This window comes from Streptomyces sp. NPDC093544 (genome assembly GCF_040683495.1).
Lineage (GTDB): Bacteria > Actinomycetota > Actinomycetes > Streptomycetales > Streptomycetaceae > Streptomyces.
In genome coordinates this window covers 1-26,025 of the sequence record NZ_JBFBEA010000038.1, presented here as the reverse complement: position 1 = coordinate 26,025, position 26,025 = coordinate 1, and the positions used below count along the sequence as shown (strand labels likewise).

23 protein-coding genes and 2 pseudogenes are annotated in these 26,025 nt (G+C 70.9%); 13 read left to right on the top strand and 12 right to left on the bottom strand.

The genetic code is table 11. From position 1 onward, the window contains the following. Positions 1 to 41: 41 nt before the first annotated feature. Positions 42 to 854: an SAM-dependent methyltransferase gene (locus tag AB0N66_RS38205; RefSeq protein WP_365444032.1), complete on the bottom strand. Its 813-nt coding sequence runs from the start codon at positions 852 to 854 to the stop codon at positions 42 to 44. A 100-nt stretch (positions 855 to 954) separates the two neighbouring features. After that, positions 955 to 1,689 (bottom strand): CDP-alcohol phosphatidyltransferase family protein, encoded by a 735-nt coding sequence (locus AB0N66_RS38200; RefSeq protein WP_365444029.1) that lies wholly within the window; start codon positions 1,687 to 1,689, stop codon positions 955 to 957. A 105-nt stretch (positions 1,690 to 1,794) separates the two neighbouring features. Here AB0N66_RS38200 and AB0N66_RS38195 point away from each other — a divergent pair, with 105 nt between their 5' ends. The 5 genes and pseudogenes from AB0N66_RS38195 to AB0N66_RS38175 form a co-directional block, all read left to right on the top strand. Further along, a complete protein-coding gene (locus tag AB0N66_RS38195; protein WP_365444026.1) occupies positions 1,795 to 2,775 on the top strand; it encodes a dehydrogenase in 981 nt (326 codons plus the stop codon). A 128-nt stretch (positions 2,776 to 2,903) separates the two neighbouring features. Beyond that, positions 2,904 to 3,302: a 6-carboxytetrahydropterin synthase gene (locus AB0N66_RS38190; RefSeq protein WP_365444023.1), complete on the top strand. Its 399-nt coding sequence runs from the start codon at positions 2,904 to 2,906 to the stop codon at positions 3,300 to 3,302. After that, positions 3,299 to 4,501, top strand: coding sequence for a glycosyltransferase family 4 protein (locus AB0N66_RS38185; protein ID WP_365444020.1), 1,203 nt, complete (start codon positions 3,299 to 3,301; stop codon positions 4,499 to 4,501). The genes AB0N66_RS38190 and AB0N66_RS38185 overlap by 4 nt, the downstream gene beginning before the upstream one ends. Then, the gene (locus AB0N66_RS38180) at positions 4,498 to 5,466 is read left to right on the top strand and encodes a class I SAM-dependent methyltransferase (RefSeq protein ID WP_365444017.1); all 969 of its coding nucleotides are present in this window, start codon (positions 4,498 to 4,500) and stop codon (positions 5,464 to 5,466) included. The genes AB0N66_RS38185 and AB0N66_RS38180 overlap by 4 nt, the downstream gene beginning before the upstream one ends. Further along, a pseudogene (locus tag AB0N66_RS38175) lies at positions 5,463 to 6,329 on the top strand (lysylphosphatidylglycerol synthase transmembrane domain-containing protein); the annotation flags it as partial. The gene AB0N66_RS38180 and the pseudogene AB0N66_RS38175, both read left to right, overlap by 4 nt. Before the next feature lie 248 nt (positions 6,330 to 6,577). Here the strand turns inward: AB0N66_RS38175 and AB0N66_RS38170 are convergent. Next, positions 6,578 to 7,372: a creatininase family protein gene (locus tag AB0N66_RS38170; protein ID WP_365444014.1), complete on the bottom strand. Its 795-nt coding sequence runs from the start codon at positions 7,370 to 7,372 to the stop codon at positions 6,578 to 6,580. A gap of 38 nt (positions 7,373 to 7,410) precedes the next feature. Between AB0N66_RS38170 and ribA the strand changes: the two genes are divergently transcribed. From ribA to AB0N66_RS38145, 5 genes are read left to right on the top strand one after another with little or no spacing between them, the layout of a single operon-like run. Further along, positions 7,411 to 8,157 carry a GTP cyclohydrolase II gene (ribA, locus tag AB0N66_RS38165; protein ID WP_365444011.1) on the top strand — a complete coding sequence of 249 codons (747 nt, stop codon included), beginning with the start codon at positions 7,411 to 7,413 and terminating at the stop codon, positions 8,155 to 8,157. 3 nt (positions 8,158 to 8,160) lie between these two features. Beyond that, the gene (locus AB0N66_RS38160) at positions 8,161 to 9,168 is read left to right on the top strand and encodes an ornithine cyclodeaminase family protein (RefSeq protein ID WP_365444008.1); all 1,008 of its coding nucleotides are present in this window, start codon (positions 8,161 to 8,163) and stop codon (positions 9,166 to 9,168) included. Then, on the top strand, positions 9,165 to 10,310 hold the full coding sequence (locus AB0N66_RS38155) for an FAD-binding oxidoreductase (protein WP_365444005.1): 1,146 nt from the start codon (positions 9,165 to 9,167) through the stop codon (positions 10,308 to 10,310). The genes AB0N66_RS38160 and AB0N66_RS38155 overlap by 4 nt, the downstream gene beginning before the upstream one ends. Next, positions 10,307 to 11,335, top strand: a complete 1,029-nt coding sequence (locus tag AB0N66_RS38150) for a saccharopine dehydrogenase (RefSeq protein ID WP_365444002.1) — start codon at positions 10,307 to 10,309, stop codon at positions 11,333 to 11,335. Before AB0N66_RS38155 ends, AB0N66_RS38150 begins: the two co-directional genes overlap by 4 nt. Before the next feature lie 28 nt (positions 11,336 to 11,363). Further along, the gene (locus AB0N66_RS38145) at positions 11,364 to 12,521 is read left to right on the top strand and encodes a saccharopine dehydrogenase family protein (RefSeq protein ID WP_365443999.1); all 1,158 of its coding nucleotides are present in this window, start codon (positions 11,364 to 11,366) and stop codon (positions 12,519 to 12,521) included. Positions 12,522 to 12,590: 69 nt separating this feature from the next. On the opposite strand, the gene AB0N66_RS38140 is transcribed toward AB0N66_RS38145, so the two are convergent. From AB0N66_RS38140 to AB0N66_RS38130, 3 genes are read right to left on the bottom strand one after another with little or no spacing between them, the layout of a single operon-like run. After that, a complete protein-coding gene (locus AB0N66_RS38140) occupies positions 12,591 to 13,817 on the bottom strand; it encodes a serine hydrolase domain-containing protein (protein ID WP_365443996.1) in 1,227 nt (408 codons plus the stop codon). Between the two features lie 58 nt (positions 13,818 to 13,875). Next, on the bottom strand, positions 13,876 to 15,276 hold the full coding sequence (locus tag AB0N66_RS38135; RefSeq protein WP_365443993.1) for an MFS transporter: 1,401 nt from the start codon (positions 15,274 to 15,276) through the stop codon (positions 13,876 to 13,878). Then, positions 15,273 to 15,860, bottom strand: coding sequence for a TetR/AcrR family transcriptional regulator (locus AB0N66_RS38130; RefSeq protein ID WP_365444110.1), 588 nt, complete (start codon positions 15,858 to 15,860; stop codon positions 15,273 to 15,275). The genes AB0N66_RS38135 and AB0N66_RS38130 overlap by 4 nt, the downstream gene beginning before the upstream one ends. Before the next feature lie 84 nt (positions 15,861 to 15,944). Here AB0N66_RS38130 and AB0N66_RS38125 point away from each other — a divergent pair, with 84 nt between their 5' ends. Then, on the top strand, positions 15,945 to 16,385 hold the full coding sequence (locus tag AB0N66_RS38125) for a PPOX class F420-dependent oxidoreductase (protein ID WP_365443990.1): 441 nt from the start codon (positions 15,945 to 15,947) through the stop codon (positions 16,383 to 16,385). On the opposite strand, the gene AB0N66_RS38120 is transcribed toward AB0N66_RS38125, so the two are convergent. Further along, complete coding sequence (locus AB0N66_RS38120) at positions 16,338 to 17,531, bottom strand: NAD(P)-dependent oxidoreductase (RefSeq protein WP_365443987.1); 1,194 nt, start codon at positions 17,529 to 17,531, stop codon at positions 16,338 to 16,340. The genes AB0N66_RS38125 and AB0N66_RS38120 overlap by 48 nt on opposite strands. Between AB0N66_RS38120 and AB0N66_RS38115 the strand changes: the two genes are divergently transcribed. Continuing rightward, on the top strand, positions 17,424 to 18,032 hold the full coding sequence (locus AB0N66_RS38115; protein WP_365443984.1) for a TetR/AcrR family transcriptional regulator: 609 nt from the start codon (positions 17,424 to 17,426) through the stop codon (positions 18,030 to 18,032). The two genes, AB0N66_RS38120 and AB0N66_RS38115, sit on opposite strands and share 108 nt — an antisense overlap. 146 nt (positions 18,033 to 18,178) lie before the next feature. After that, on the top strand, positions 18,179 to 20,299 hold the full coding sequence (locus tag AB0N66_RS38110) for a tetratricopeptide repeat protein (protein WP_365443981.1): 2,121 nt from the start codon (positions 18,179 to 18,181) through the stop codon (positions 20,297 to 20,299). On the opposite strand, the gene AB0N66_RS38105 is transcribed toward AB0N66_RS38110, so the two are convergent. The 5 genes and pseudogenes from AB0N66_RS38105 to AB0N66_RS38085 form a co-directional block, all read right to left on the bottom strand. Continuing rightward, positions 20,290 to 21,645, bottom strand: a complete 1,356-nt coding sequence (locus tag AB0N66_RS38105) for a hypothetical protein (RefSeq protein WP_365443978.1) — start codon at positions 21,643 to 21,645, stop codon at positions 20,290 to 20,292. The genes AB0N66_RS38110 and AB0N66_RS38105 overlap by 10 nt on opposite strands. A 677-nt stretch (positions 21,646 to 22,322) precedes the next feature. Further along, the gene (locus tag AB0N66_RS38100; RefSeq protein ID WP_365443975.1) at positions 22,323 to 23,150 is read right to left on the bottom strand and encodes an aquaporin; all 828 of its coding nucleotides are present in this window, start codon (positions 23,148 to 23,150) and stop codon (positions 22,323 to 22,325) included. Between the two features lie 459 nt (positions 23,151 to 23,609). Next, on the bottom strand, positions 23,610 to 25,091 hold the full coding sequence (locus AB0N66_RS38095; protein WP_365443972.1) for a catalase: 1,482 nt from the start codon (positions 25,089 to 25,091) through the stop codon (positions 23,610 to 23,612). A 213-nt stretch (positions 25,092 to 25,304) separates the two neighbouring features. Continuing rightward, entirely contained in the window at positions 25,305 to 25,913 is a 609-nt protein-coding gene (locus AB0N66_RS38090; RefSeq protein WP_365443969.1) for a histidine phosphatase family protein, read from the bottom strand. A gap of 5 nt (positions 25,914 to 25,918) precedes the next feature. Beyond that, positions 25,919 to 26,025, bottom strand: a pseudogene (locus tag AB0N66_RS38085) (6-phosphogluconate dehydrogenase); the annotation flags it as partial.

Here is a 26,025-nt window from a genome sequence, read left to right as displayed (position 1 = left end):
GTGCTGGGACACGAGGTCCGGTCAATCGTGTCCCAGGACGCCTACGCCTTGCGTCCGACCCCGCACCACATGGGCAGCGGGCCGGCGGGCGGTACGTCGTTCGGGCCGGGCCGCCACTGGGGGAGCTGCACGACTCCGGGGGCCAGGATCTCCGTACCGTCGAAGAACCGGGTGACATCGGCCTGCGTGCGGGGTGTCGCGGACGCGTGCGCGGCGGCCCGCTCGTTGTAGACGCGCATCGACTCGGCGACCTCGTCCGCTCCGATGTCCGACGCGGGGTGCGAGAGGACCACGTGGCTGCCGGGGGCGAGCGCGTCGAGGAGGCGGCGTGCGATGGCGTAGGGATCATCGGCGTTCGGGATGTACTGCAGGATCGCCACCAGCATGAGGCCCACGGGCTGCGACAGGTCGATCGTGTCCCGCGCCGCGCTGAGGATGTGGTCCACGTCGCGCAGGTCGGCGTTGAGGTAGTCCGTCGCACCGTCCCGGGTGCTGACGAGCAGGGCGCGGGCGTGGGCCAGCACGATCGGGTCGTTGTCGACGTACACCACCCGGGCGCCGGGATCGATCCGCTGGGCCACCTCGTGGGTGTTGTCCGCGGCCGGTATGCCGGTACCGATGTCGAGGAACTGCCGGATGCCCACTCCGGCCAGCTCGCGCACCGCCCGACCCAGGAAGGCCCGGTTCGCGCGGACCGCGGGGATGATCTCCGGATTGGCGGAGGCGGCCAGCTCGGCGGCCTCCTGGTCGGCCGGGTAGTTGTCCTTGCCGCCCAGCCAGGCGTTGTAGACCCGCGCGGGATGCGCCACCGAGGAGTTGATCGGGACCATTCCGCCCGCCGACCGCTCGTTCATGCTGCTCAGCTCCTCATACACCGTCGTCCGCCTGACGTGGGCACACATTAGTCGACGTTGAATCCTCAACTCTCCCGCGGGCGGGGACGGTTGCCGGGCTTCACTCGAAGGCGCGCTCGCCCTGCGCTCCTGACCGCCACAGCCAGCCGATGTCGCGTCCGAACGACCAGACCAGCACCCCGAGCGCCAGCAGCACAGCCCCGGCCATCACCTCGTACGGCAGCACTCCCGCGGCCGCGACGAGCAGCACGATCCCCTGTAGGGCGGCGACCGTCTTGCGCGCCATGCTAGGGAAGAGCGGGGCGTTCAGCCACGGCAGCGCCCAGGACGCCGCCACGAAGACGTAGCGCATCGAGCCGATCAGCAGCACCCACGGGCCGAGCGACATGGAGACGTACACGCTCAGCACCAGGACCAGGAACGAGTCGACCTCCATGTCGAAGCGGGCCCCGAGGGCTGACGAGGTGCCCGTGCGGCGGGCGACCTTGCCGTCGACGCCGTCGAGGATCAGGGCGACCGCCGTCAGACCGACCAGGAGGGTGACCGGCGGCGAGCTCCGGAAGGAGTCCGCGACCAGGGCGGTGACGCCGCCGACGAGGATGGCCCGGCCCAGGGTGACGCGGTTGGCGGGCCCGAAGGTGCGGGGCTGCGAGCGGCGCAGGGCGCGGTTCAGCACCGCCCAGGTGGAGATCGCGAAGGCCAGACCCGTCAGCCAGCCCGCAGGGCCCATGCCGATCGCCGAGCCCAGCAGGGCCAGAACCAGGAGCTGCACACCCGCTCCGACAATGGTCTCCTGGTGGGGGAGCCTCAGGTCGTATGTGTTGTTCAGGGCCACCGCTAGTCCTCCGGCCGTATGACAGAGTCGATCAGCGCCGCGTACAGTGCGCGGCTTGTCACAGCTCCGTACGTGAAGATCTGCCGGATCGTTCAGGGGACGCTCATGAAACTCACAGCCAGCGCCTTCTGGCTCGGCGCGCCGGGCCACGGAGAGATACGGGAAGTCGTCCTTCCGGAACCCGCCGAGGGCGAGGTGCTGGTGCGCACGCTCTACTCCGGAGTGAGCCGGGGCACCGAGACCCTCGTCTTCCGCGGCGGCGTACCGGAGAACCAGTACGCCACGATGCGCGCACCGTTCCAGGACGGCGATTTCCCCGCACCCGTGAAATACGGCTATCTCAACGTCGGCCAGGTGGAGGAGGGGCCCCCGGAGCTGCTCGGCCGGACCGTCTTCTGCCTCTATCCGCACCAGACGCGCTACGTCGTCCCCGCGAGCGCCGTGACCCTCGTACCGGATTCCGTGCCCGCCTCGCGCGCCGTGCTCGCCGGGACCGTGGAGACCGCGGTGAACGCCCTGTGGGACGCGGCGCCGCTGATCGGCGACCGGATCGCCGTGGTGGGCGGTGGCATGGTCGGCTGCTCCGTCGCCGCGCTCCTCGCCCGGTTCCCGGGGGTACGGGTCCAGCTCGTCGACGCCGATCCGGCACGCGGTGACATCGCGCGGGCGCTCGGCGTCGACTTCGCGCTTCCCGAGGACGCGGCGGGCGACCTGGACCTCGTCGTGCACGCCAGTGCCACCGAGGCCGGGCTCACGAGGGCGCTGGAGCTCCTCGCCCCGGAAGGAACCGTGATCGAACTCAGCTGGTACGGCGACCGGCGGGTCAGCCTGCCGCTGGGCGAGGCCTTCCACTCCCGGCGCCTGACGGTCCGCAGCAGCCAGGTCGGCTCCCTCTCCCCGGCGCGGCGAGCGGGCCGCACCTACGCCGACCGGTTCGCGCTCGCCCTCGAACTGCTCGCCGAACCCGCCTTCGACGCGCTTGTCACGGGCGAGTGCCGATTCGAGGAACTGCCCGACGTGATGGGCAAATTGTCGTCCGGATCAATACCCGCCTTGTGTCACCGTGTGGTCTACGACGGGGTTTGAGTCCGGAACAAGCTGCCTGACCTCTGAAGAAAGGGGAACACGCAGCTGAACAAGGAGAACGGACCAGCCGTACTACACGGCACGGTCCCGGCAGGGGATCAGACGCACCGCACCTGGAGGGTCGTCCGTTGTTCAGCATCACCGTTCGCGATCACCTGATGATCGCCCACAGCTTCCGTGGCGAGGTCTTCGGACCCGCGCAGCGCCTGCACGGGGCGACGTTCCTGGTGGACGCCACCTTTCGGCGCGCCGAGCTGGACGACGACAACATCGTCGTCGACATCGGGCTGGCCACGCAGGAGCTCGGCGCTGTAGTGAGCGACCTGAACTACCGCAACCTCGACAGCGAACCGGTCTTCAAGGACACGAACACCTCGACGGAGTTCCTGGCCAAGGTCATCGCCGACCGGCTCGCCGACCGCGTCCACGCCGGGGCACTGGGCGAGGGCGCCCACGGGCTCGTGGGCATCACCGTCACCCTGCACGAGTCGCACATCGCCTGGGCGAGTTACGAGCGTGCGCTGTGACCGACACGACCATCGACCAGGCGTCCGTGAGCGGGAACCAGGCTTCCCTGAACTACGTGCCGGTGCAGAGTGCGGCTCTCCAGAATGCCGAGATCATTCCCATGTCCCTGAGCTCCGTGCACTTCGTGATGCCGGGCGGTGTCGACGACCCGGCCGCGCCGAGCGGCGGCAACGCGTACGACCGGCGGCTCTGCCTGGACCTCCCCGGCTTCGGCTGGCAGGTCCACCGGCATGCCGTCCCAGGCGAGTGGCCGCGCCCCGGCGCCGCCGCCCGTACGGAACTCGCCCGTACGCTCCGGGACCTGCCCGACGGCACGACCGTCCTGCTCGACGGGCTCGTCGCCTGCGGTGTCCCCGAGATCATCGTCCCCGAGGCCGAGCGGCTCTCCCTCACCGTCCTCGTGCACCTGCCGCTCGGCGACGAGACGGGACTCGCGCCCGCCGTGGCCGCCGAGCTGGACGCCAAGGAACGTACGACGCTGCGGGCTGTGTCCGCCGTCGTGGCCACCAGCGAGTGGGCGGTGCGCCGGCTGGTGGCCCACCACGGGCTCGCCCCCGACCGGGTCCATGTCGCCGAGCCCGGCGCCGACATCGCGCCGCTCGCCTCCGGCACCGACGGGGTCTCGCGGCTGCTGTGCGTCGCCGCGGTCACCCCGCGCAAGGGGCAGCACCGCCTTGTCGAGGCCCTCGCGACCGTCACCGACCTGCCCTGGAGCTGCGTCATGGTCGGCGGACTCGGCCAGGATCCGGCGTACGTCGCCCAGATCCGCGCCCTGATCGAGAAGTACGGCCTCGGCAACCGGCTGCACCTGGTGGGACCGCAGGCGGGCGCCGAGCTGGACGCGAGCTATGCCGCCGCCGACCTCATGGTCCTCACCTCGTACGCCGAGACGTACGGCATGGCCGTCACCGAGGCGCTCGCACGCGGCATCCCGGTGCTGGCGACCGATGTCGGCGGGCTTCCCGAGGCGGTCGGTCGCGCGCCTGATGGCGGCGTGCCCGGCATCCTCGTACCACCGGAGGACCCGGCCGCTCTCGCCGCGGAGCTGCGCGGCTGGTTCGGCGAGGCCGACGTACGCCGTCGTCTGAAGGCGGCCGCCCGCGGCCGACGCTCCGCGCTGAACGGCTGGGCCACCACGGCCCGCAGCCTGGCGGGCGTCCTGGGACGGCTGCCGCGGGAACCCCGGAGGGCGGCATGAGTACGGCTCTCACTCCGTCGGAGTTGCCAGATGTGCCTGACGTGCCCGACGTATCGGATGTTTCGGACGTGTCCGGGCGCGAGGCGCGCGCGGGTGCGCCGGGGGAGCGCGTCGACGCGTTCGGCGCCGATGACGTCCCTCGGTACGCGCCCCAGTGGCTGCAGTTGCGCGAGGGCGCCGATGCCGCCGCGCGGGCGTCCGACCTGCTCGACCCCTTGCGCATCCGGCTCGCGAACAGGCCGGGGCGGGGCGGCGACCTGGTGATTCACGACCTCGGCTGCGGCACGGGGTCCATGGGCCGGTGGCTGGCGCCTCGGCTCGACGGCGGTCAGCACTGGATCCTGCACGACCGGGACCCCTATCTTCTGCACTTCGCGACCGTGGGCGCACCACGCGCGGCCGCCGACGGCAGCCGGGTCACCGTCACAACCCAGCGCGGTGACATCGGCCGGCTGACCGCCGAGGCACTGGCAGGGGCCTCGCTGGTGACCGCCTCCGCGCTGCTCGACGTCCTCACCGGCGACGAGATCGACCGCCTCGCGGCGGCGTGCGCGGGCGCCGGAGTCCCGGCCCTGCTGACGCTCTCCGTCGTCGGCCGGGTCGAATTCACACCGGCCGACCCGCTCGACGCCGAGTTCGCCGAGGCGTTCAACGCCCACCAGCGCCGTGGTGACCTGCTCGGCCCGGAATCCATCACGGCCGCCTGCGAGGCCTTCGCCCGCTATGGCGCGACGGTCCGCACCCACCCGAGCCCGTGGCGGCTCGGTCCCGACACCGCCGCGCTGACCGAGGAGTGGCTGCGCGGCTGGGTCGGCGCTGCCTGCGAGCAGCGACCCGAACTCGCCGCGCGCGCAGAGACGTATCTGCGGTCCCGTGTGGCGGCGCTCGCCGCGGGCGAGCTGCGCGTGCTCGTTCACCACAGCGATCTGCTGGCGTTGCCCCGGCCGACGGGCGGGGCCCTGTGAGCGCGGGGGCGGAGGTGGGCACGGGCTCGAAGCCCGTCCGCTTCACCTCCCGCCGGATCCGCACCCACCTCGGCACGGTCGCCGGTGCCGCGATCCTCGGTGTGCTGCTCTGGCGGCTCGGTACCGGCGTTTTTCTGGACGGGCTGCGGCGGATCGACGGGGTGACGCTGCTCGCGGCGCTCGGGCTCGGGCTGCTCACCACGGTGTTCAGCGCCTGGCGTTGGTGTCTGGTGGCGCGCGGGCTGAAGATCCGGCTGCCGTTGGGTCCGGCCGTCGCGGACTACTACCGTGCCCTGTTCCTCAACGCGGCGTTGCCCGGCGGGATCCTCGGCGATGTGCACCGTGCCGTACGGCACGGCCAGAGCGAAGGGGACATCAGTCGCGGCGTACGGGCGGTGGTCCTCGAACGGACCGCGGGCCAGGCCGTGTTCACGGCCGTCGCGGTGGCGGTGCTGCTCACACAGCCGTCCCCGGTGCTCGCGGAGACGCGCCACTTCGCGCTGGTCCTCGCGATCGTCGCGGTGTGCGCGGCGGTGACTCTCGGAGTGGTGCGCAGGGTGCGGACCCCCAGCCGCCGCTCCCAGTGGTTCGCGGCTGTCCGCGCCGCGCTCGTCGAAGCGCGCGGCGCCCTGCTCGCCCGCGGGACCTGGCCCGGCCTTGCGCTCTCGTCGGTCGTGGTGATGGCCGGTCACCTGGCCATGTTCCTGCTCGCGGCCCGTGTCGCCGGATCCACCGCGTCCGCCGCCGAGTTGCTGCCGTTGGCTCTGCTGGCCCTGCTCGCCATGGGCCTGCCCCTGAACGTCGGCGGCTGGGGCCCGCGGGAAGGCGTCACCGCCTGGGCGTTCGGCGCCGCCGGGCTCGGCGCGAGCATGGGCCTGACCGTCGCCGTTGTCTACGGAGTGCTCAGCTTCGCCGCGAGCCTCCCCGGCGTGGCCGTCCTGGTCGTCCGGTGGTCGGCGGCGCTCCGGCGCCCCCGGGAGGAGAGCGCAGGAGGGCACGATCAATGCCGACGATCGACGACCGCCGAAGTTCCGGTTTCCGCAGTGCCGGTCTCCGAAGTTCCGGTTTCCGCCGTACTGGCCTCCGGAGTCACGGTTTCCGCCGTACCGGTCTACGAGGTTCCGGTCTCCGGATTTCCCTCTTCCAAGGGCAGTCTCGCCGAAGTCACCAGGGAGAAGTACGCCCCGAACGCCTCGGTCAGCGCGGCCAGCAGTTCCTTCCCCTTCGCGGCGCTGGCCATCGAGGGCCGGCCGATGACACCGGACTCGGTATAGGCGGACATGCCGAGAGTGAGCAGGTGCCGTCGGTCGTCCGCGAGGAAATCGGAGGTCTCATATCCGGCCTTCACCAATTCCGGATGGGCGTGCAGAAGAATGGAGGTCTCTATTTCTCCCGCGTGCATATCGCTGAGCAGCGAGGTCTGTACGCCGGCCCGCTCCCTCGCGGTTTCCCAGTCCTCCATGGCCGGGAAAAGCGCCATGCGCGTACCGCTGCCCGCCGATTCCTGAACCACATTGCCCAGTACGTAGTTTCCACCGTGTCCGTTGACCACCACCAGGGTGTCGACGCCCGACCGGCGGAGCGAGTCGGCGATGTCCCTGACCACCGCGTGGAGCGTGACGGAAGAGATGCTGACGGTCCCCGGCCACGCGGCGTGCTCGTGCGAGCAGGACATCGTCACCGGAGGAAGGAGATGGACCGGATACGCGGCCGCGACCTCCCGCGCGATGGCACACGCGACCAGCGTGTCCGTCGCGAGCGGCAGGAACGCACCGTGCTGTTCGAAGCTGCCGACGGGAAGCACGGCGACCTGCCGTGACACACCCGCCCCCCGCGCCCGTACGTCCTCCGTGGTGTCAACCGGCAACAGACCGGATACCGTCGAGCGCGTTCCCGAACCACTCATGTTTTCACGGCCTTTCGACTCTGCTTAGGAATCAGATCATGACAGATAACTTTGGAGTACTCGGCGGGAATGCCCACCACACAGGTGTCGAACGCGTCGTGATTGCACCATTGCCCACTGTGTACGGAGCTTTCCATGCCGTCGGTTACCTCGACCACGACCGTGGAGAGGAACAAGTGGCTCTGGTGTACGGGGACTTGGATGGCATCGGAGAAGGGGACACCCTCACCCGACTGCATTCGGAGTGCCTGACCGGGGACGCTTTCGGGTCCATGCACTGCGAATGCGGTGACCAGCTCGCCGCCGCGCTGCGCGCCATCGTGGCGGAGGGACGCGGCATCCTCGTCTACCTCCGGGGCCACGAAGGCCGGGGCATAGGCCTGCTGGCCAAGCTCCGGGCGATGAAGCTCCAGTCGGAGGGCATGGACACCGTCGAGGCGAACCTCGCCCAGGGCCTGCCGGTGGACGCCCGCGACTACCGGGTCGCCGCGGAGATCCTGCACGACCTCGGCGTACGGTCCGTACGGCTGATGTCGAACAACCCGCGCAAGCGCGAGGCGCTGCTGCGCCACGGCATCAAGGTCGCCGAACAGGTCCCGCTGCTGATCCCGCCGTGCGAGGAGAACCTCAGCTACCTGCTGACCAAGCGCGAGCGCATGGACCACGACCTCCCCCACCTGGACGGAGTCCACCTGGGCGGATCCCGGCTGAACGGACCCAAGCTCAACGGAGGCCACTTGGTCGACCGCGATCTTTTGCGGATCGGCAAAGACGGCTATCACTGAGGAATGAGAGAAGACGACGCCGCTGAAGACGCCGCCGACCCCGGTCCGCTGTATCTGTCGCGCGAGCAGGTGCGGGAGCTGCTCGACACGGATGCGGCGATCGCCTCGCAGCGCGCGGCCTTCACCGCGCTCGGCGACGGCACCGCCGAGCTGCCGGGGAAGATCATGCACCCCAGCCGCTTCGACGACAGCGTCGTCTTCGCCTACCTCGCACGGCTGTCCCCGGACACCGGCACCGTCGCCAAGTTCGGCAGCGTCAACCCGGGCAACACGGCGGCCGGGCTGCCGACCGTCCACGCGGTGATCAACGCGCTCGACCCGGTCACCGGGCAGCTCGCCGCCGTCATGGACGGCACCGCGGTGACGACCCTGCGGACAGCCGCGGCGAGCGCCGTCGCCTTCGACGCGCTGGCCAATGCCGACAGCGCGGAGCTGGGCCTGCTCGGTTCCGGCACGCAGGCCCTGGCCCACGCGCGGGCCGTCGCCCGGGTGCGGGATCTGCGGTCCGTACGGCTGTGGAGCCCGGACCCGGGCCGCCGGGCGCACGCGGCGCAGCGTCTCGCCGCCGAACTCGGTGTCGCCGTCAAAGCGGTCGAGACGGCCGAGGAAGCCGTGGCGGGGCTGCCGATGGTCGCGGCCTGCACACTCAGCAGTACGCCCGTCGTGCGGGGCGAGTGGCTGGCTCCGGGGTGCACGGTCGTCAGCGTCGGCTCCTTCGAGCCCAGCCGGAGCGAGGTCGACGCGGCGGTCCTGCGGCGGGCCGCGGCGGTGGTCGTCGACGACCCGGCGACGGCGGCGGAGCACGCCGGCCCGATCGTCGACGCGCTGCGGTACGGGCGGCTCGCCCCGGGGGATCTGATTCCGCTCGGCGGCGTGCTCACCGGCACGCACCCGGGCCGCAGGCACCCCGACGACATCGTCTTCTACAACAGCGTCGGGCTCGGCATCCAGGACGCCGCCGCGGCCTGGGCCGTCATCCACGCGGCCCGCGCGAAGGGGGCGCGCCGGTGAACCGGAAGGCGCGGGTCGTCGTCATCGGCGGCGGGGTGATGGGCACGAGCATCGCCTACCACCTGGCCCGTGCGGGCGTACCCGACGTGGTGCTTGTGGAGCGCGACGAACTGGCCTCCGGGTCGACCTCGCGGGCCGCGGGCGGGATCCGGGCGCAGTTCTCCGACGAGCTCAACATCCAGCTGGGCGCCCGGAGTCTGGAGGCGTTCGCCCGCTTCGGCGAGGAGCTCGGCCAGGACATCGGACTGCACCGGGTCGGCTATCTGTTCCTGCTCTCCACACCGGAAGAGGTCGCGTCCTTCGAGGCCGGTGTGCGGCTGCAGAACTCGCTCGGTGTACCCAGCCGCATGATCGACCCTGCCGAGGCACACCGGCTCTCGCCCCTGATCACCACCGACGGGCTGCTCGCGGCGGCCTTCTCACCGGACGACGGTCACTGCACTCCCGAGTCCGTCGTCCAGGGCTATGCCGCGGGGGCCCGACGGCACGGCACGACCGTGCTGCGGCACTGCGAGGTCACCGGCATCGAACTGCGCGGTGACGAGATCACGGCCGTGGTCACCAGCCGGGGCCGGATCGAGACCGACACGGTCGTCTGCGCGGCCGGCGCCTGGTCGCGGGCCCTCGGCGCGATGGTGGGCGTGGACCTGCCGGTGGAGCCGCTGCGCCGGCAGATCGCCGTCACCGAACCCGTCCCGGGGCTGCCGCCCGACCTCCCGATGACCATCGACTTCGCCAGCAGCCTCTACTTCCACACCGAGGGACCCGGTCTCCTGCTCGGCATGTCCGACCCCGACGAGACCCCCGGCTTCGCCACGGAAACCCACGACCGCTGGATCCCACGCCTGGCCGAGGCCATGGAGCGACGCGCGCCCGCCCTGCTCGACCTCCGCCGTACGGGTGGCTGGGCGGGCCTGTACGAGATGACACCGGACCACAACGCGCTGATCGGCGAGGCGGGTTCGTGTGCGCGCTTCCTGTACGCGACGGGGTTCTCCGGCCACGGATTCCTCCAGGGACCGGCGGTCGGCGAGGTGGTCCGTGACCTGTACCTGGGCCGCGTACCCTTCGTCGACATCAGCCCCCTCAGCGCCGAACGCTTCGCCGCCGACGCCCTGCGCCCGGAGATCAACTGCGTATGAAAGCCCTCCATTTGTGGCTCCGTCACGAGACCCGTACGACCGAACGGCGCACACCGATCGTGCCCGCTGACGCCCGACGACTCGTCGAGAGCGGCGTCACACTCACCGTCGAGAAGTCACCGCAGCGGATTTTCCCGATCGAGGCGTACGAGGAGGCGGGCTGCCGTGTCGCCGAGACCGGATCCTGGGTCTCGGCACCGCCGGACGCGGTCGTCCTCGGACTCAAGGAACTCCCCGACGAGCCGGCCGCACTGACACACCGCCACGTCTTCTTCGGGCATGCCTACAAGCAGCAGCCCGGAGCGGAGGCCCTGCTGCGCAGGTTCCGGACGGGCGGCGGGGCCCTGCTCGACCTCGAATATCTGGTGGACGACGACGGGCGCAGGCTCGCCGCCTTCGGCTACTGGGCCGGATATCTCGGTGCCGCCCTGGCCGTCCTGCACCACAGGGGCAGGCTCCGGACCCCGCTGCGGCCCACCTCCAAGGAGGAGCTGGACGCGGAACTGGCACCGGACGGCTCGGAGTCGAAGGCTCTGGTGATCGGCGCCCTGGGCCGAAGCGGCCGGGGCGCGCGGGCCGCGCTGGAGACGGCCGGGGTCGAGCCCACCTGCTGGGACCTCGAAGAGACCCGCGACCTGGACCGACCCGCCCTGCTGGCACACGAGTTGATGGTCAACACCGTGCTGACCACCCGGCCGATCCCGCCCTTCCTCACCGACAAGGACCTCGACGAGCCCGGCCGCCGGCTGCGCACGCTGTGCGACGTCACCTGCGATGTCGGGTCGCCCATGAACGTCCTGCCGATCTACGACACCACCACGGACTGGACGGATCCCGTCCGCCGACTGCGTGAGAGGCCCGCCCTCGATCTGATCGCCATCGACAATCTGCCGTCGCTGCTGCCGCGCGAGGCGAGTGTCGACTTCTCGGCGGCGCTGCTGCCGCTGCTCCTGGACTTCGGGACCGGCGGGGCGTGGGGCCGCGGTCTCGACCGGTTCCACCGAGCCTGCACTGAAATCGGCTGACGAGGCACAAGAGATGGGGAGTTCCGCGATGACTGAGGCGAAGGGCGCGAGCGGCACCGTGCACTGGATCGGTGCGGGCCTGTCCACCGGAAGCGGTCTCGCCGCGATCTGCGACGCCGCCGCGCGCGTACGACTGTGGCACCGCACCGAGGAGCGTGCCGAACGGAGCCTGGCCGCCCGGGGTCTGAGCGGGCGCGCCGAGCCTCGCGCGTACACGCTTCCCGCACTCACCGCCGAACTCGCCCCCGGAGACGTCGTCGTCTCCATGCTGCCGGCGCCCGAACACGCCCCGCTGCTCGCCGCATGCGTCGCGCACGGCGCCCACTTCGCCTGCTCCAGCTATGTGTCGGACGCGGTCCTGGAGCAGGTGCCGGCGGCAGAGCGGGCGGGTGTCGTGGTGCTGACGGAGTGCGGGCTGGACCCGGGCATCGACCATCTCTTCGCGCACAGTCTGATCGCCCGCGCCCAGCAGGCGATCGGCGCCGAGTCGGCCGCCTCGTACAGCCTCACCTCGTACTGCGGTGGCATCCCGGCCGTGCCCAACGACTTCAAGTACCGCTTCAGTTGGGCACCGGCGGGGGTATTGGGCGCTCTGCGCTCGCCCGCCCGTTATGTCGAGGACGGCGCGGTGACGACGGCCGTCCGCCCCTGGGAGGCGACCCGCCCCCATGAGATCGACGGCGAGACCTTCGAGGTCTACCCCAACCGCGACAGCGTCCCCTTCCTCGACCAGTACGGGCTTCCCGAGGCCTGGAAACCGGGCAGCTTCGTACGCGGCACCCTCCGCCTCGACGGCTGGCTGCACGCCTGGGACGCCGTCTTCGAGGAGCTGAAGGCGGGCGACGACCAGCGCATCGCCGCCCTCGCACAGGAGTTGGCGGCGGCCTATCCGACCACCGAGGCCGACCGTGACCGGGTCGTCCTCGCCGTATCGCTGGAGGTACGCGGCGGTCCGGGCCCGGGGGAGGACTGGTCGGGGCGGTACCTCCTCGACCTGGAAGGCACCGCCGACGAGAGCGCCATGGCCCGCTGTGTCTCCCGCACCCTCGCCCTCGGTGTCCGCCACATCCTCGACGGCACGCTCCCGCCGGGCCTCAGCCGGGCGGCCGAGACGGCGGAGCGGTCCGAGGCGTGGCTGGCCGAACTCGCCCAGGACGGAGTGGACTTCACCTTGCGAGCCGGGTGAGTGGGGTGTGCCGGGCGAGTGGGGTGAGCGGGTGAGTCGGGTGAGCCGGGCGGGTGGGGGTGAGCCGCCTCAGTCCAGCACCGCCTCCTGCACCAGCCGCTTCAGCTCGCGGAAGATCAAGTGGGAGGAGGTGGGGCGGAGCTGGGTCAGGAACTGCACGGTCAGGTCGTTGGCCGGGTCGACCCAGAACGTCGTACTCGCCACGCCGCTCCAGCCGTACGCGCCCTGCCCGGCCGGGGACTGGGTGATCTCCGGGTCCACCACGACGGAGACGCCAAGACCGAAGCCGAGGCCCGCGTTGCCGGGTTCCTGGTGGACGGGGCTGCCGAAGGTGCGGCGGTCGGCGTTGTCCGGGAGGTGGTTGGACACCATCAGGTCCACGGTCTCGGGCTTCAGCAGGCGGGTGCCGTCGAGTTCCCCGCGCAGGCGGAGCAGCTCCATGAATCGGTGGTAGTCGTGGGCCGTGGCCACCATGCCGCCGCTCCCGGAAACACAGCGCGGGCGGCCGTGCAGGGGCAGCCCGGCGATCGGAGTGATCCGGCCCTCGTCGTCCTCGCCGTACAACTCGGCCAGCCGGCCCCCCTGTTCGTCCGTGACGCAGAATCCGGCGTCCTTCATACCGAGTGGTGCGAAGATCCGCTCGGCCAGGAACTCGTCGAGGCCCTGGCCCGAGATCACCTCGATGACACGGCTGAGCACGTTGGTGGCCACCGAGTAGTTCCACTGCGTGCCCGGCTCGAACTGGAGCGGCAGTCGGGCATACGCCTCGCAGGTCTCGGCCAGATCCGCACCCGACGGCACGGACGACTCCAGACCGGCGTCCCGGTACAGCGAGTCGACGGGATGCGAGTGGTAGAAGCCGAAGGTCAGGCCCGCCGTCTGGGTCAACAGGTGTCGGATCAGGATGGGTTGTGCGGCCGGGCGGGTCTTGGTGTCCGGGCCGGATCCGTCGACGTACACCTGTGGGTCGGCGAAGGCCGGGAGGAAGTCGGCGACGGGGTCGTCGAGCCGGAGGCGGCCCTCTTCGAGGAGCATCAGTGCGGCGACCGAGGTGACCGGCTTGGTCATCGAGTAGATCCGCCACAAGGTGTCGGTCTCGACGGGGAGCCCGGCCTCGCGGTCGCGGCAGCCGTACGTGGTGAGGTGGGCGATGCGGCCGTGCCGTGAGACGGACACCAGATACCCGGGGAGTCTGCCGTCGTCGACCAGGTGGGCGAAATGCTGATCGAGACGGGCCAGCGCCTTCGGATCGAGGCCGGCCTCGTGCGGCTCGGCCTCCTGTCGCAGATGTCCCATTTGGCTCTCCTCCGGGCTGCGGCTCTTGGACCAACTCGCTTCATGGTCCCCTACTGGTTCATGAACCGTCGTCTGCCCCGCACTTGTTGATGGACTCCTTGCGATTGCGCCACGGCGACCTCGCGGACCCCGGTAGCCTCAGCGCGAGCAGTGCTCCGAGCGCGGACACGCCCGCGAGTGCCGTCAGCGGTGGGCCGATGGTGACACTGGTCGTGCGGGTCATCAGCAGGGTCGCCGCCGCGACGCCGAGCGTGGGCCCCACATTCATCGCCGTCTGCTGGAGCCCGCCCGCCACACCTGCCGACTCCGCCGGGGCGTGCCGTACGAGGACCGCCGTCGCGGTGACCATCACGGTCGCGAAACCGGCGCCGAGCAGCAGGAATCCGCTGCCGATCGGCACGGCGGTCGAGGTCCGGTCGAGCCGGGAGAGCAGGAGGACCCCGGCGGTCAGGACGGTCATCCCGGCCAGCGTCGTCCGGCGCGCACCCTGCCGGCGCAGCAGGACGGCAGCGACCGGCGCGCCCAGCACCATCATCACGGCTCCGGGCAGGGCCCGCAGGCTGGTCTGCAGGGGGTCCAGATCCAGGGCGCCCTGAAGGTAGTAACTGCCGACGAAGAGTGAGCCAAGCATCGCTGCCGAGGCGGCCACCAGGATGCCGAGCGCCGCACCGATGGTCGGAGAGCCGAGCACGTCGTACGGCACCAACGGGCTCGCGGTGCGGCGCTCGTGACGTACGAACGCGGCTCCCGCGGCCACGACCACGAGCAGCCCGAGTGTGGACGCCGTCGTCCAGCCGGTCTCCGGTATCCCGACCAGGGTGTGGACGAGACTCACCAGGGCCACCGCGAGCAGGCAGGCCCCCGGTATGTCGAGCCCGCCCGAGGCGGCCCGGTTCCGCGCCGGGCCCCGGACGGCGAGCGCCAGCACGCCCATGAGCAGCGCGGGCACGACGTTCAGGAAGAAGACCGCGCGCCATCCGAGGGCGGTGACCAGTGCTCCGCCGATCACCGGACCGGCGGCGGCCGCGAGACCGATGGCACTGGTGCGCAGCGCGATCGGCATCCCGAGCCGGTCGGCGGGGTACCCGGCGCGCAGCATCCCCAGCGTGGCGGGTTGCAGCAGGGCGCCGAACACGCCCTGCGCGACCCGCAGTCCGATCACCCAGCCGATCCCGGGTGCGAACCCGATCCCCGCCGACGCCGCGCCGAACCCCAGGATCCCCACGGCGAAGACCTGTTGGTGCCCGTACCGGTCCCCGAGCCGGCCCGCGAACACCAACAGGCACGCCACCGTGATGAGATACCCGGTGCTCGTCCACTGGACCTGCGCGAAGGTGGCGTGCAGATCGCGTTGCAGGGTGGGCTGCGCGACGGTGAGCACGGTGCCGTCCAGGGCGACGATCACGGCACCTATGACACTGCTCGCGAGCGTGAGCGGACGATGCAGGCGCGAGTTCATCGAGGGTCGGGCCCGAGGTGCGCGTCCAACGCCGCATGCAGAAGGGGTACGAAGTCCTCGGCGCCCGTGGTGAGTTGGAGGCTGCCGAAGCTCCACAGCTGGGCGATCCCGTGCAGGTTCGCCCACAACGCGCCCGCGACGACCGGGACGTCGGCCTCGGGGCGCACCTGGCCCACCAGGTCCACCAGGGCGCCGAACAGCGGCAGGCTCGTCTCGCGGAGCCCCAACCGATTGCTCTCCAGTAGATCGTGACGGAACATCAGCTCGTACATTCCGCGGTTGCTCAGCGCGAAGTCCAGGTACACCCGCCCCAGCGTCGTGAGCTGAGTACGGGGAGACGATGCCTCGCTGCCGGCGACCGACTCCGCCGCCCGGGCTCCGAGGTCGGTGAAGCCACGGCGGGCGATGGCGGACAGCAACTCCTGGTGTGTGGGGAAGTAGCGGCGCGGGGCTCCGTGGGAGACCCCGGCCCGCCGGGCGATCTCCCGCAGGGACAACGCCTGGGCGCCTTCCCTGGTCACCAGGTCCACGCCGGCCTCGATCAGGCGGGCCCGCAGTCCTGTCTCGTCGTCGCTGCTGTCCATGTTGTCCATAGACACTGTCTACCAGGAGTGAGTAGACAGTGTCTACGCGGAATGCCTGGGCCTGTCCGAAGCGTTGATCAACGCATGACTCAGGATGCGACGCAGGGCGCGCTGTTGAAACTGCTCTCCGAGTACAAGGGCGGAGTGCTCGTCACCCTCAAGAAGGACGGTCGCCCCCAGCTGTCGAACGTCACCCATGCCTACTACCCCGACGAGCGGCTCGTCCGGGTCTCACTCACGGACGACCGGGCCAAGACCCGCAATCTGCGTCGGGATCCGCGCGCCTCGTACCATGTGACCAGCGAGGACCGCTGGGCGTACACGGTGGCCGAGGGCACCGCCGAGCTGACACCCGTCGCGAGCGACCCGCAGGATGAGACCGTCGAGGAACTCATTCGGCTCTACCGGGACGTCCAGGGTGAGCACCCCGACTGGGACGACTACCGCGCCGCCATGGTCCGCGACCGCCGCCTCGTCCTACGGTTCCACGTGGAGCGCGCGTACGGCATCCCCCGCGGACGCTGAACGTTCCCCGCTCACGGAGTCGGTGCGAGCCTCGATCGCGTGGAGCACGGCCGCCATGTCGGAACCGCCGTGTCCCAGTGCCACGGTCTCCTCGAAGAGGGCGTGGCAGACGTCAAGGAGCGGCGAGGCCAGGCCCGACTTCCTGGCGGCCTCGGCGATCAGCTCGTTGTTCATCAGGACGTTGTGCGCCGCCGCCTGCACGGTGAAATCGCGCTCCAGCAGCTTCGGCGCCTTCATCCGGGACACGGCACTGGCCATGGGGCCGGCGCCCAGCACCTCCAGGAACAGTTTCCGGTCGAGGCCCTGCCGGTCGGCGAAGTGGAACGCCTCGCTGAGGCCGGTCACCAGGGCGATCAGGAACAGATTCACCGAGAGCTTCATCAGCAGGGCGTTCGGCACCGCCTCGCAGTCGAACGTCTCCTGACACATCGGCGCGAGCAGCGGGCGTACCTCCTCGGCGACCGCGGGGTCACCGGCGAGCATCGCCACGAGCTGCCCGGCCTCCGCGGGGACCCGCGAGCCGGAGACGGGGGCCTCGGCGTACCGGCCGCCCGCCGCGCGGATCTCGGCCTCCAGTTCGCGCGAGTACTCCGGTGACGTCGTCCCCATGTGGACGACGGTGTGTCCGGCGACCTGCGTGGCGAAGTCCGGGGTGCCGCGTCCGAGGGCCGCGTCGATCGCGGGTCCGTCCGCCAGCATCAGGAACACGACGCGGGCCCGCTCGAAGACCTCGGCGGGGCGGGCCGCCACCTCGGCGCCGGCCGCGCGCAGTGGCTCGGCCCTGGCGGCCGTGCGATTCCAGACGATGAGAGCGGTGCCCGCCCGGGCCAGGTTCAGTGCCATGGGCTGTCCCATGGTTCCGAGGCCGATGAAACCCACGCACATGCCACACCGCCGTCTCTGCCCGGCATGTGCGCCGGGCCGGCCCCCACCGCATCCACTATGACAGTCGTCATGGTAGCGAGATCTATGACGGCTGTCATAGTGGAAGCAGCGTGTACCAGTGGTGCGTACGGCAGGCAGAGCGGGAGGTCGACGATGGTGGGTTCCGGGCGCGGGCCGCGTGAGCGGATGGTGTTCAGCGCGGCGCAGCTCATCCGGCGGGACGGGGTCGCGGCGACCGGCATGCGCGAGGTCGCCGCGCATGCCGGGGCGCCGCGCGGCTCGCTCCAGCACTACTTCCCGGGCGGCAAGGAGCAGTTGGTCAACGAGGCCGTGGACTGGGCAGGGCGATACGCGGGCAAGCGCGTCGCCCGCTTTCTCGCTGAGCTGCCGGAGCCGACGCCGAGCGGACTGTTCGCGGCGATGGTGCGGCAGTGGACCGAGGAGTTCCGGACGGCCGGGTTCGCCTCGGGCTGCCCCGTCGCGGCGGCGACCGTGGACTGCGCGGAGTCCGTCGAGTCCACCCGGGTCGCTGCCGCCGCCGCGTTCGCCCGCTGGAACCGCCCGGTGGCCCAGGCGCTGACGGACCTGGGCGTACCGCGCGACCGGGCCGAGCCGCTCGCGACGGTCATGATCAGCGCGTTGGAGGGGGCGCTCCTCATCGCCAGGACCGAGCGGGACGTACGTGCGCTGACGACTGTGGCCAGGGAGCTCGGCCCGCTGCTGGACGGGGCGCGAACGACGAGCCAAGGGCTGTGTGAGTAACACGGGATGCAGGTCAACTTGGCTGCCGGAAACGGCTGGTTGTGCCGTCGCGACGCATGACCCGCCGCGTAGGGTCGAACCCGACACGGGTGTGAGGTGCAAGGCGCCCAGCTGGGCAGAGGCGTCGGAAGCGGGGGAGCACGGGCATGCTGGATCCCATCTCGTTGGGGGCCATCACGGCGGTCCTTGGAACCGTCGGTTCGGGAATGGCCAACGAAGCGGGCAAGTGGGCCTGGGAGTCGACCGGGGGACTGGTGCGCCGGATCGTCGGCCGGGAGGTCACGGCGCCGACGAGCACCGAACAGCTCACCGAAGTAGCGCAGTTGGTGCATGAGCGATTGCAGGGCGATCAGCAACTCGCCCGCACATGGGCCCTGTTCGCCCAGGCCTTACCGACATCCGGTGCCGGAGCCGCTCCCCGGCCCACACACCCCCGACTGCCACCCTCCACAAGGTTCTTCACGGACCGTCAGGAAGCGCTGAAGCTCCTCGACAAAGAGGCCTCGCGCGCGTTCGACGGAAGCCCCCGGGTGGCACTCCTGCACGGCCGGGAGGGCATGGGCACCAGCACGCTGGCCGTGCACTGGGGCTGGCGTCAGGCGGACCGCTTCCCGGACGGACAGCTCTACGTCGACCTGCGCGGCCCCGGCGCGACCGACGCGGGGGCCCTCCTGAGCTCGCTACTGAGCCAACTCGGCCTGCCCGACGAGGAGATACCGCCCTCCGCGGCCGACCGCGTCGACCGTTTCCGACGGCACGCCGCCGACCGGCGCCTGCTGCTCGTGCTCGACCACGCTCAGTCCGCCGCGCAGATCCGGCCCCTGCTGGCCCCCGCGCCCGGAGTGTTCACGGTCGTCGTCACCCGCCGTCCGTTCACCGGCATCGACGCCCTGCCGGTCCAGGTCGGCCCCCTGGCCCGGCGCGACGCCGTACGGCTGCTCACCGACCTGGCCGGCAAACCCGCGATCAGCGCGGCCAAGGCCACGCTGCCCTCCCTACTGGAGCGCTGCGGTGGCTCGCCCTACGCCCTCCGTGCCGCCGCACCCCGCCTCGCCGAACTCCCGCTGACGGAGCTGCCGTTGGCCGACGGTGATCCGGTGCGCGCCGCGGCCGACGACTCCTACCGCCTGCTGCGACCCGAAGCGGCCCGGCTCTACCGGCTGACCGGCCTCTACGACTGGCCCGCCTTCGACGCCACGGCCGCCGCACGAACGGCGGACATCGAGGAGACCGAGGCGGCGACATTCCTGGAGGAACTGGCCGACGTGCTGCTGCTGGAGCGCACCGGCGCCGGCCGCTACCACTACCGTCCCGTCGTCCGCGCGCACGCCGAAGCCACCGCGGCCGCCACCGACGGCATCGCCGCCTGCTCGGCCGCCATGTCCCGCACCGTCGAGGGCTATCTGCGCCTGGCGGTCGGCGCCGCACAGGCGGCTCTCCCGGAGAGCTGGCGGGTCCCGTCCGGCACCTCTCCGGTCCGGTACGCGGACCGAGGCGAGGCCGTGGCCGCGCTCGCCACCGAATCGCGCAATCTCGTCCAAGCGGTGTACGCCGCCGAGGAGTTCCACGACTGGGACACCGTCGCGAGACTCTGCCAGGCGCTGTGGCCGCTCCAGCTCAAAGCGGGCCACCACGACGTCCTCCTGCCCGCGCTCCGGATCGGCGTGCGCACGGCCGAGGCGCACTTCCCCGGCACCCGGACGGCCGGATCACTGCACGTCCAACTCGCCCACAGTCTTACCGAGTTGCGCCGCTGGGACGAGGCCGAACCCGAGGCACTGGCGGCGGCGCGCGACGAACACGCCGCCGGACACCTGCGCGGCCACGCCTCCGCCGTCGAGATCCTCGGGCTGCTGCGACTGCGCCAGTGGCGCTGGCAGGAGGCCTACGACTCCTTCGAGGAGGCCGGCGGCATCCTCGACTGCATCGGCCCCGACGACGAGGGCGCGGGCGATCTGCCGCGCGCCCGCGCCCTGTTGGAACGCCACCGTGGACGCGCCCTGCGCGGCCTCGGCCGTCAAGAGGAGGCACGGGAGCGGCTGGAGCGAGCCCTGCGATTCTTCCGGGAGAGCGGCGAGGCGTACAACACGGCACGCGCCCTCACCGACCTCGCCGAAACCCGCCTGGACGGCGGTCAGTTCACGGATGCCCTGTCGCTCATCGACGAGGCGGTCACGGCGCTCGCGAAGGAGAACGCGGCCTATCACCTCGTGCATCTGCGGGCGATGCGCGAGCGGTGCGTCAGCGCTGCGGGCCTTCAGGAGTGATCCGTACCCGATCGGCCTTCAGGAGTGAGATCCGTACCCGATCGGCCTTCAGGAGTGATCCGTACGCGATGGACGGTCGGGCCGGTGCGCACGGTCAGGCCCCGGGCGACCAGGTCGCCGAGCGACTTGCCCGCCGCCAGCCAGGCGTGCAGGGCGGAGGCGTACGCGGCCGGATCCGCGTCCGCCTCGGACGGTTCGCCGGTGAGGTGGAGCAGGTCCCCGGCGCGGGTGCCGACGGTGCAGTCGCCGGGCCCGGTGACGTAGCAGGCGAGCGTGCACTCCGGGAGCCGGGCGAGCACCTCGCGGGTCCAAGCCGCGGGGGAGCCGAACCGTGGATCGGCTGCTTCGCCGTACCTGAACACGACGTCGGCGAGGGCGAGTTGGCCGGGGTCGCGAGTGTCCTCGTGCACGGCCGTGTGCGCCTCCCCGGCACCCTCCGGTTCGCCGCGGGGGTCGGCATGGCGTACGACCGAGACCTCGCCCGAGCCGAGGAGCCGCGTCAGGACGCGCAACGACGCGGTGCGTGACGGAGGTTCGTACGGCGGGAGCGGGAGCGGTTCGAGGAGCGCGGGCTCGTCAGGTTCCGGGATACCGATGAACTCGTAGAAGAGGCGGCGCAGCCGGACCGCGGACTCGCCCGGCACGGAGCTGGCGAACTCGGTGGGACCGGGCAGGGGACGGTGGGCGGCAAGTAGCGATTCCACTTGAGGGGGTAGTGCGGCTCGTGCGTCGAGCCGTGGAGCATCCCGTACGAAGTCGTACAGGGGCGCGTCCGGATCGAGGCCGTCCAGGGGCGCGGCGCCGAGGAGTACGGGCGTGCCGAGCGCGGCGGCGTAGTAGGTGACCGAGCCGTGGTCGCCGATCACGGCGTCCGCCGCGAGCAGGGCCTGGCGCCAGCCCTCCAGCGGGTCGACGAGGGCCAGTCCCGCGCGCCGGGCCCGGTCGAGCCAGGCACGGATCTGGCCGGGGCCGTGACCGTGCCAGATGTTGGGGTGGAGCACGGCCGCGAGGCGGTACTCGTCGGCCGGGAACTCCGCGGTCAGCCGGGGCAGCAGCGAGGGGAGTACGTCATCTCCGCCGCCGTCCCCGAAGAACGACTCCGGGTTCCAGGTGGAGTTGAGCAGGATCAGCCGCTGGCCGGTACGTACGCCGAGGGCGCGGCGGAAGCGGTCGCGGTACGGCCGGGCCGCCAGCATGCGGTCGAGGCAGGGGTCGCCGGCGAGCACGGCCGTCGGCGCCGCCTCGGGACAGGCGACGCGCAACCGTTCGTACTGCTCGGGATGCGACAGCACGAGCGCGTCGGCGATCGGCTCTCCGTCCTCGGCGAGCAGCCATTCGCGAGACATCCCGAACACGGGTGAGGGGAGAGGCTCTCGGCGTCCGGTATCCGGTATCCGGTATCCGGTATCGCCAGCCTCTTAGTGTAACCAACGCCGTGCGACAAGACGGTCAACTTACCGGAAAATGTACGGAGTTGGCCGCCGAAGCTAGCCGAGATCACCAGGGATACGGGGGTCTCCACCGCCTGCTCCCAGGGCAGCACCGGCACCGCGGTGTCGGCGAGCAGCTCGGCGACGCCCGAGCGGAACGCGGACGACTCCGTGCACGTCACCAGCAACTGCACCCGGAAATCGTCGTGGAACAGGGGGAGGACATCCAGGAGCCGCGTGGCGGACGTGACGTTGTGCACGACGAACAAGACGGGGTGGGCCTTCCCGCGCGTGACCCACCGGGCCGCGTCGTCCCCGACCGGCACCCGTATCCATCCGTCCCGACCCACGCCCGTACACCGCCCCTCGCGCCCGTCGGCCCAGCTCACAGCCGGGTGCCACTCGTGTGATCGGGTAACCGTAGTCGACGCGAGCTCCAGCATTGCCCGAGGGACTCGGGGGGAACGCCCGAGTCCCCGAACGCCTGGCGGGCGCCGGAGACTTGGGAGCAGAGGGCGAGGGGCGCGGTGAACAGGGCGACGGACGGCCGGTCCGTCGCCGCGGCGCGGTTCTGAGCGCGCCGCGGCCGTCGGTCAGCGGACCGGGTGGCGGGGGTGGGCCTCCAGGTCCCGCGCGTCGTGGGGTGCCCGCTCGATGACGGGGGCGTGGCCCTTGCGGACGAACACCTGGTACATCACGGCCGCGACGACACCGCCGAGTACCGGACCGACGATCATCACCCACCAGCCGCCATAGGAGCCGGACACGATCATCGGGCCGAGACCGCGGGCCGGGTTCACTGCCGCGCCGTCGGTCGGGCCTCCGATGAAGACCGCGGTGGCGAGGGCGAATCCTATGACGAGAGGAGCGGCAGGGGCCGGGAACCGCCTGTCGGTGGCGGCCGCGGTGACGACGAAGACCAGGATGAACGTGATCAGGAACTCGACGAGGAGTGCGCGCCAGTCGCTCACACCCGGCTTCGGGTTGGTCGCGCCGAGATGCATGACGGTCCGCGCGGTGTCACCGCGAATGGCCCAGGTGGCGAGAGCGGCGACGATGCCACCCGCCATCTGGACGGCGACGTAGCCGGGGACATGCCGCCAGGAGAACTTACGGACGACAGCCATCGCGATCGTCACGGCCGGATTGAAATGCGCGCCGGAGGCATGGGCGAGACCGCCGACCAGCGCAGCCAGCGCGATTCCGTTGACCAGCACGATGGCCAGTGAACCGTAGGCGGATCCTGCGACGGACTGGGCCAGGCCCGCCGAGGTGGCGGTCGCGGTGATGGCGAACACCAGGATGAAGGTCCCGGTGAACTCCGCCAGGTAGGCGCCGACGACGCTGCGGGAGGCGGCTCGGGTGGCGGTTCGGTTGGTGTTGAGGCCGAAACGGGGATGGAAATCAGCATGTACAGCCATGATTCGCGTCCTTATGAGACTGGCGGGCTGGGACTGGGATTTGGCTGGGCGGGGCGACTGCCGGAGCTGAGGGCGCCGCGGGCGCGAAGCGCCTGAACAGCGAGGCAAAGCCCGGGATATGAGGTCGCCGCAGGAGAGGGTCGGAACTGAGGTCGCTCGCGAGGCGAAGCCTGTGATGCGCGGTCGCCGCGTGGAGAGCGCTGGGGCCGGGTCGCTCGGGGCGAAACGCCGGCCGCCGGGGCCGTAGCCGCGGACTCCGCACATAGGGCGTCCAGAGCCGTGCCGCGGACTCGGCGGTGCGCAGGGCGTCGTGGAGCCGTCGCTGGAGACGCAGGGCGTCACGGCGTGCGCCGGACAAGAGGCGTAGAGCGGCGGGGTGTCTCGGAGCGACCGGGTGCTCGATGACCGGGTGACCGGGTGCGCCGGTGACCGGGAGGAGCAAAAGGCTTTACGGCAAGGCTAGTTGTCCCGGCCGCGCCGCTCCTTCACCGCGAGTTCGAGCCGCCTGCCCAGATCGCCGTCGGCGTGGGCGAAGTTGCCGACCGCCCGGTCGACGATGTCGTCGCGCTCGGCGGACACACTGGAGATGGCGGTCGCGAGATTGGTGACCAGGCGGTCCTTCGCGTCGTTCGGCATCAGCCGGTAGAGGTCGCCCGCCTGTACGAAGTCGTTGTCCTCGGCGTGCGAGGTGGCTTCGTGGTTGCCGGTGTAGCCGTCGACCGCGGTGGCCGACCACAGTGGCCGGTCGGTCTGCACCGGTCCGCCGAAGCTGTTCGGTTCGTAGTTCTTGGCGCCGCCGTGACGCCCGTCGTACAGAGCGCCGTCGCGTCCGTAGGTTCGCGCATCGGTGGCGTGCGGGCGGTTCACCGGCAGGAGATCGGCGTTGACGCCGACGCGGTAGCGGTGGGCGTCCCCATACGCGAAGAGACGGCCCTGGAGCATCTTGTCCGGGGACGGGCCGATGCCGGCGACGAAGTGGGCCGGGCTGAAGATCGACTGCTCGACCTCGGCGAAGACGTTGTCCGGGTTGCGGTTGAGCTCCAGCTTGCCGATCTCGATCGGCGGGTAATCCGCGTGCGGCCACACCTTGGTGAGGTCGAACGGGTTGAAGCGGTAGCCCGCGGCCTCGGCCTCCGGCATGATCTGCACCTGCACGGTCCAGGACGGGAAGTCACCGCGCTCGATCGACTCGCGCAGGTCGCGCTGGTGGGAGTCGGGGTCGAGACCGGAGACCTTCACGGCGTCCTCCACCGTGAGGTTCTTGATGCCCTGGTCGGTCTTGAAGTGGTACTTGACCCAGAAGACCTCGCCGGCCTCGTTGTTCCACTGGTAGGTGTGTGAGCCGTAGCCGTTCATGTGGCGGAAGGACGCCGGGATGCCACGGTCGCCGAACAGCCACAGCACCTGATGCGTCGACTCGGGCGACAGCCCCCAGAAGTCCCACATGTTGTCGACCTCTTGGGATCCGGTGTACGGGTCGCGCTTCTGCGTGTGGATGAAGTCGGGGAACTTGCTCGCGTCCTTGATGAAGAACACCGGGGTGTCGTTGCCGACGAGGTCGTAGTTGCCCTCCTCGGTGTAGAACTTCAGCGCGAAGCCACGCGGGTCGCGCACCGCGTCCGCCGAGCCGAGGCTGCCGGCGACCGTGGACATACGCAGGAACGTCTCGGTCTCCTTGCCGACCTCGGACAGGAACTTCGCGCGGGTCCACTTCGAGACGTCACGGGTCAGTGTGAAGGTGCCGTACGCGGCGCCGCCGCGTGCGTGCACGATGCGCTCCGGGATCCGCTCACGGTTGAAGTGCGCGAGTTTCTCGAAGAGTTGTTGGTCCTGGAGCAGCATCGGCCCGTCCGGACCGGCCGTCTCCGTGTTCTGGTTGTCCGCCAGGGGTGCGCCCGCCTCGGTGGTGAGGGTGGGACGAACTCGGTGTTCGGTCGTCACGTCTGCCTCCGATGATCCGGTCGAGAGTGCGCTGGTCCTGTTGCGTACCAGGCCTGATCTCCCACCAGGATAAAAGGGACATATGCATACAAAAACCAAAGGACGGTATGCGTAAGGCAATCATTCGGGGGAGAAGCAGGGGCCGGGCTCGTACAGAGCCCGGCCCCGCTCATCGACTTCGTCGTTCCGTCTCCGCACTGGTCCCGGTGCTGGTCACGGGCGGACAGGTGCGGCGACCCCGGTGGCGTTCCATTCGGCGATCACCGGACGGTCGTGCTCCGTGGAGAGCCGGCTGACCGTACCCGTCGCGAGCTGGAACAGGCGGCCGTCCGCGGCCGGCAGCTCCAGGTAGCGGGCCGTGAGCACGCGCAGGAAGTGGGCGTGCGCCACGAGGACCACGTCACCGCCGTCGAGCGCCGGCCCGAGGCCCTTCAGTACGCGGTCGGCGCGCTCGCCAACCTCCGTCGGCGACTCGCCCGGGTGCCCCGGGGGTCCGACCGGGACCCCGTCGCTCCAGAGGTACCAGTCGGGCCGGGTGCGGTGAATCTCGTTGGTCGTGATGCCTTCGTACGCGCCGTAGTCCCACTCGTGCAGATCGGGATCGGGTGCGGCCCCGTGCAGGCCGGCGAGTTCCGCGGTGCGTATCGCGCGGCCCAGCGGGCTGGTGAGCGCGAGGGCGAAGGTCCGGTCGGCGAACAGCGGGGCGAGGGACTTGGCCTGTTCCTCGCCGTGCTGGGTGAGGGGTAGATCGGTCCAGCTGGTGTGCCGGCCCGACACGCTCCACTCGGTCTCGCCGTGGCGGACCAGCAACAGGTCCCCCATGGCGGTTACTTCGCCGACTCGACGGCGTGGCCGCCGAACTGGTTGCGCAGTGCCGCCACCATCTTCATCTGCGGTGAGTCGTCCTGGCGGGATGCGAAGCGGGCGAAGAGTG

Coding starts and splice junctions, on each gene's coding strand:
- AB0N66_RS38125 (WP_365443990.1), top strand. CDS start 15,945: ATGACTCAGGATGCGACGCAGGGCGCGCTGTTGAAACTGCTCTCCGAG.
- AB0N66_RS38100 (WP_365443975.1), bottom strand. CDS start 23,150: ATGGCTGTACATGCTGATTTCCATCCCCGTTTCGGCCTCAACACCAAC.
- ribA (WP_365444011.1), top strand. CDS start 7,411: ATGACAGATAACTTTGGAGTACTCGGCGGGAATGCCCACCACACAGGT.
- AB0N66_RS38205 (WP_365444032.1), bottom strand. CDS start 854: ATGAACGAGCGGTCGGCGGGCGGAATGGTCCCGATCAACTCCTCGGTG.
- AB0N66_RS38135 (WP_365443993.1), bottom strand. CDS start 15,276: ATGAACTCGCGCCTGCATCGTCCGCTCACGCTCGCGAGCAGTGTCATA.
- AB0N66_RS38110 (WP_365443981.1), top strand. CDS start 18,179: ATGCTGGATCCCATCTCGTTGGGGGCCATCACGGCGGTCCTTGGAACC.
- AB0N66_RS38120 (WP_365443987.1), bottom strand. CDS start 17,531: ATGCGCGGCGACCTCGCGCATGCCGGTCGCCGCGACCCCGTCCCGCCG.
- AB0N66_RS38160 (WP_365444008.1), top strand. CDS start 8,161: ATGAGAGAAGACGACGCCGCTGAAGACGCCGCCGACCCCGGTCCGCTG.
- AB0N66_RS38145 (WP_365443999.1), top strand. CDS start 11,364: ATGACTGAGGCGAAGGGCGCGAGCGGCACCGTGCACTGGATCGGTGCG.
- AB0N66_RS38130 (WP_365444110.1), bottom strand. CDS start 15,860: ATGGACAGCAGCGACGACGAGACAGGACTGCGGGCCCGCCTGATCGAG.
- AB0N66_RS38140 (WP_365443996.1), bottom strand. CDS start 13,817: ATGGGACATCTGCGACAGGAGGCCGAGCCGCACGAGGCCGGCCTCGAT.
- AB0N66_RS38180 (WP_365444017.1), top strand. CDS start 4,498: ATGAGTACGGCTCTCACTCCGTCGGAGTTGCCAGATGTGCCTGACGTG.
- AB0N66_RS38115 (WP_365443984.1), top strand. CDS start 17,424: ATGGTGGGTTCCGGGCGCGGGCCGCGTGAGCGGATGGTGTTCAGCGCG.
- AB0N66_RS38170 (WP_365444014.1), bottom strand. CDS start 7,372: ATGAGTGGTTCGGGAACGCGCTCGACGGTATCCGGTCTGTTGCCGGTT.
- AB0N66_RS38105 (WP_365443978.1), bottom strand. CDS start 21,645: ATGTCTCGCGAATGGCTGCTCGCCGAGGACGGAGAGCCGATCGCCGAC.
- AB0N66_RS38195 (WP_365444026.1), top strand. CDS start 1,795: ATGAAACTCACAGCCAGCGCCTTCTGGCTCGGCGCGCCGGGCCACGGA.
- AB0N66_RS38090 (WP_365443969.1), bottom strand. CDS start 25,913: ATGGGGGACCTGTTGCTGGTCCGCCACGGCGAGACCGAGTGGAGCGTG.
- AB0N66_RS38150 (WP_365444002.1), top strand. CDS start 10,307: ATGAAAGCCCTCCATTTGTGGCTCCGTCACGAGACCCGTACGACCGAA.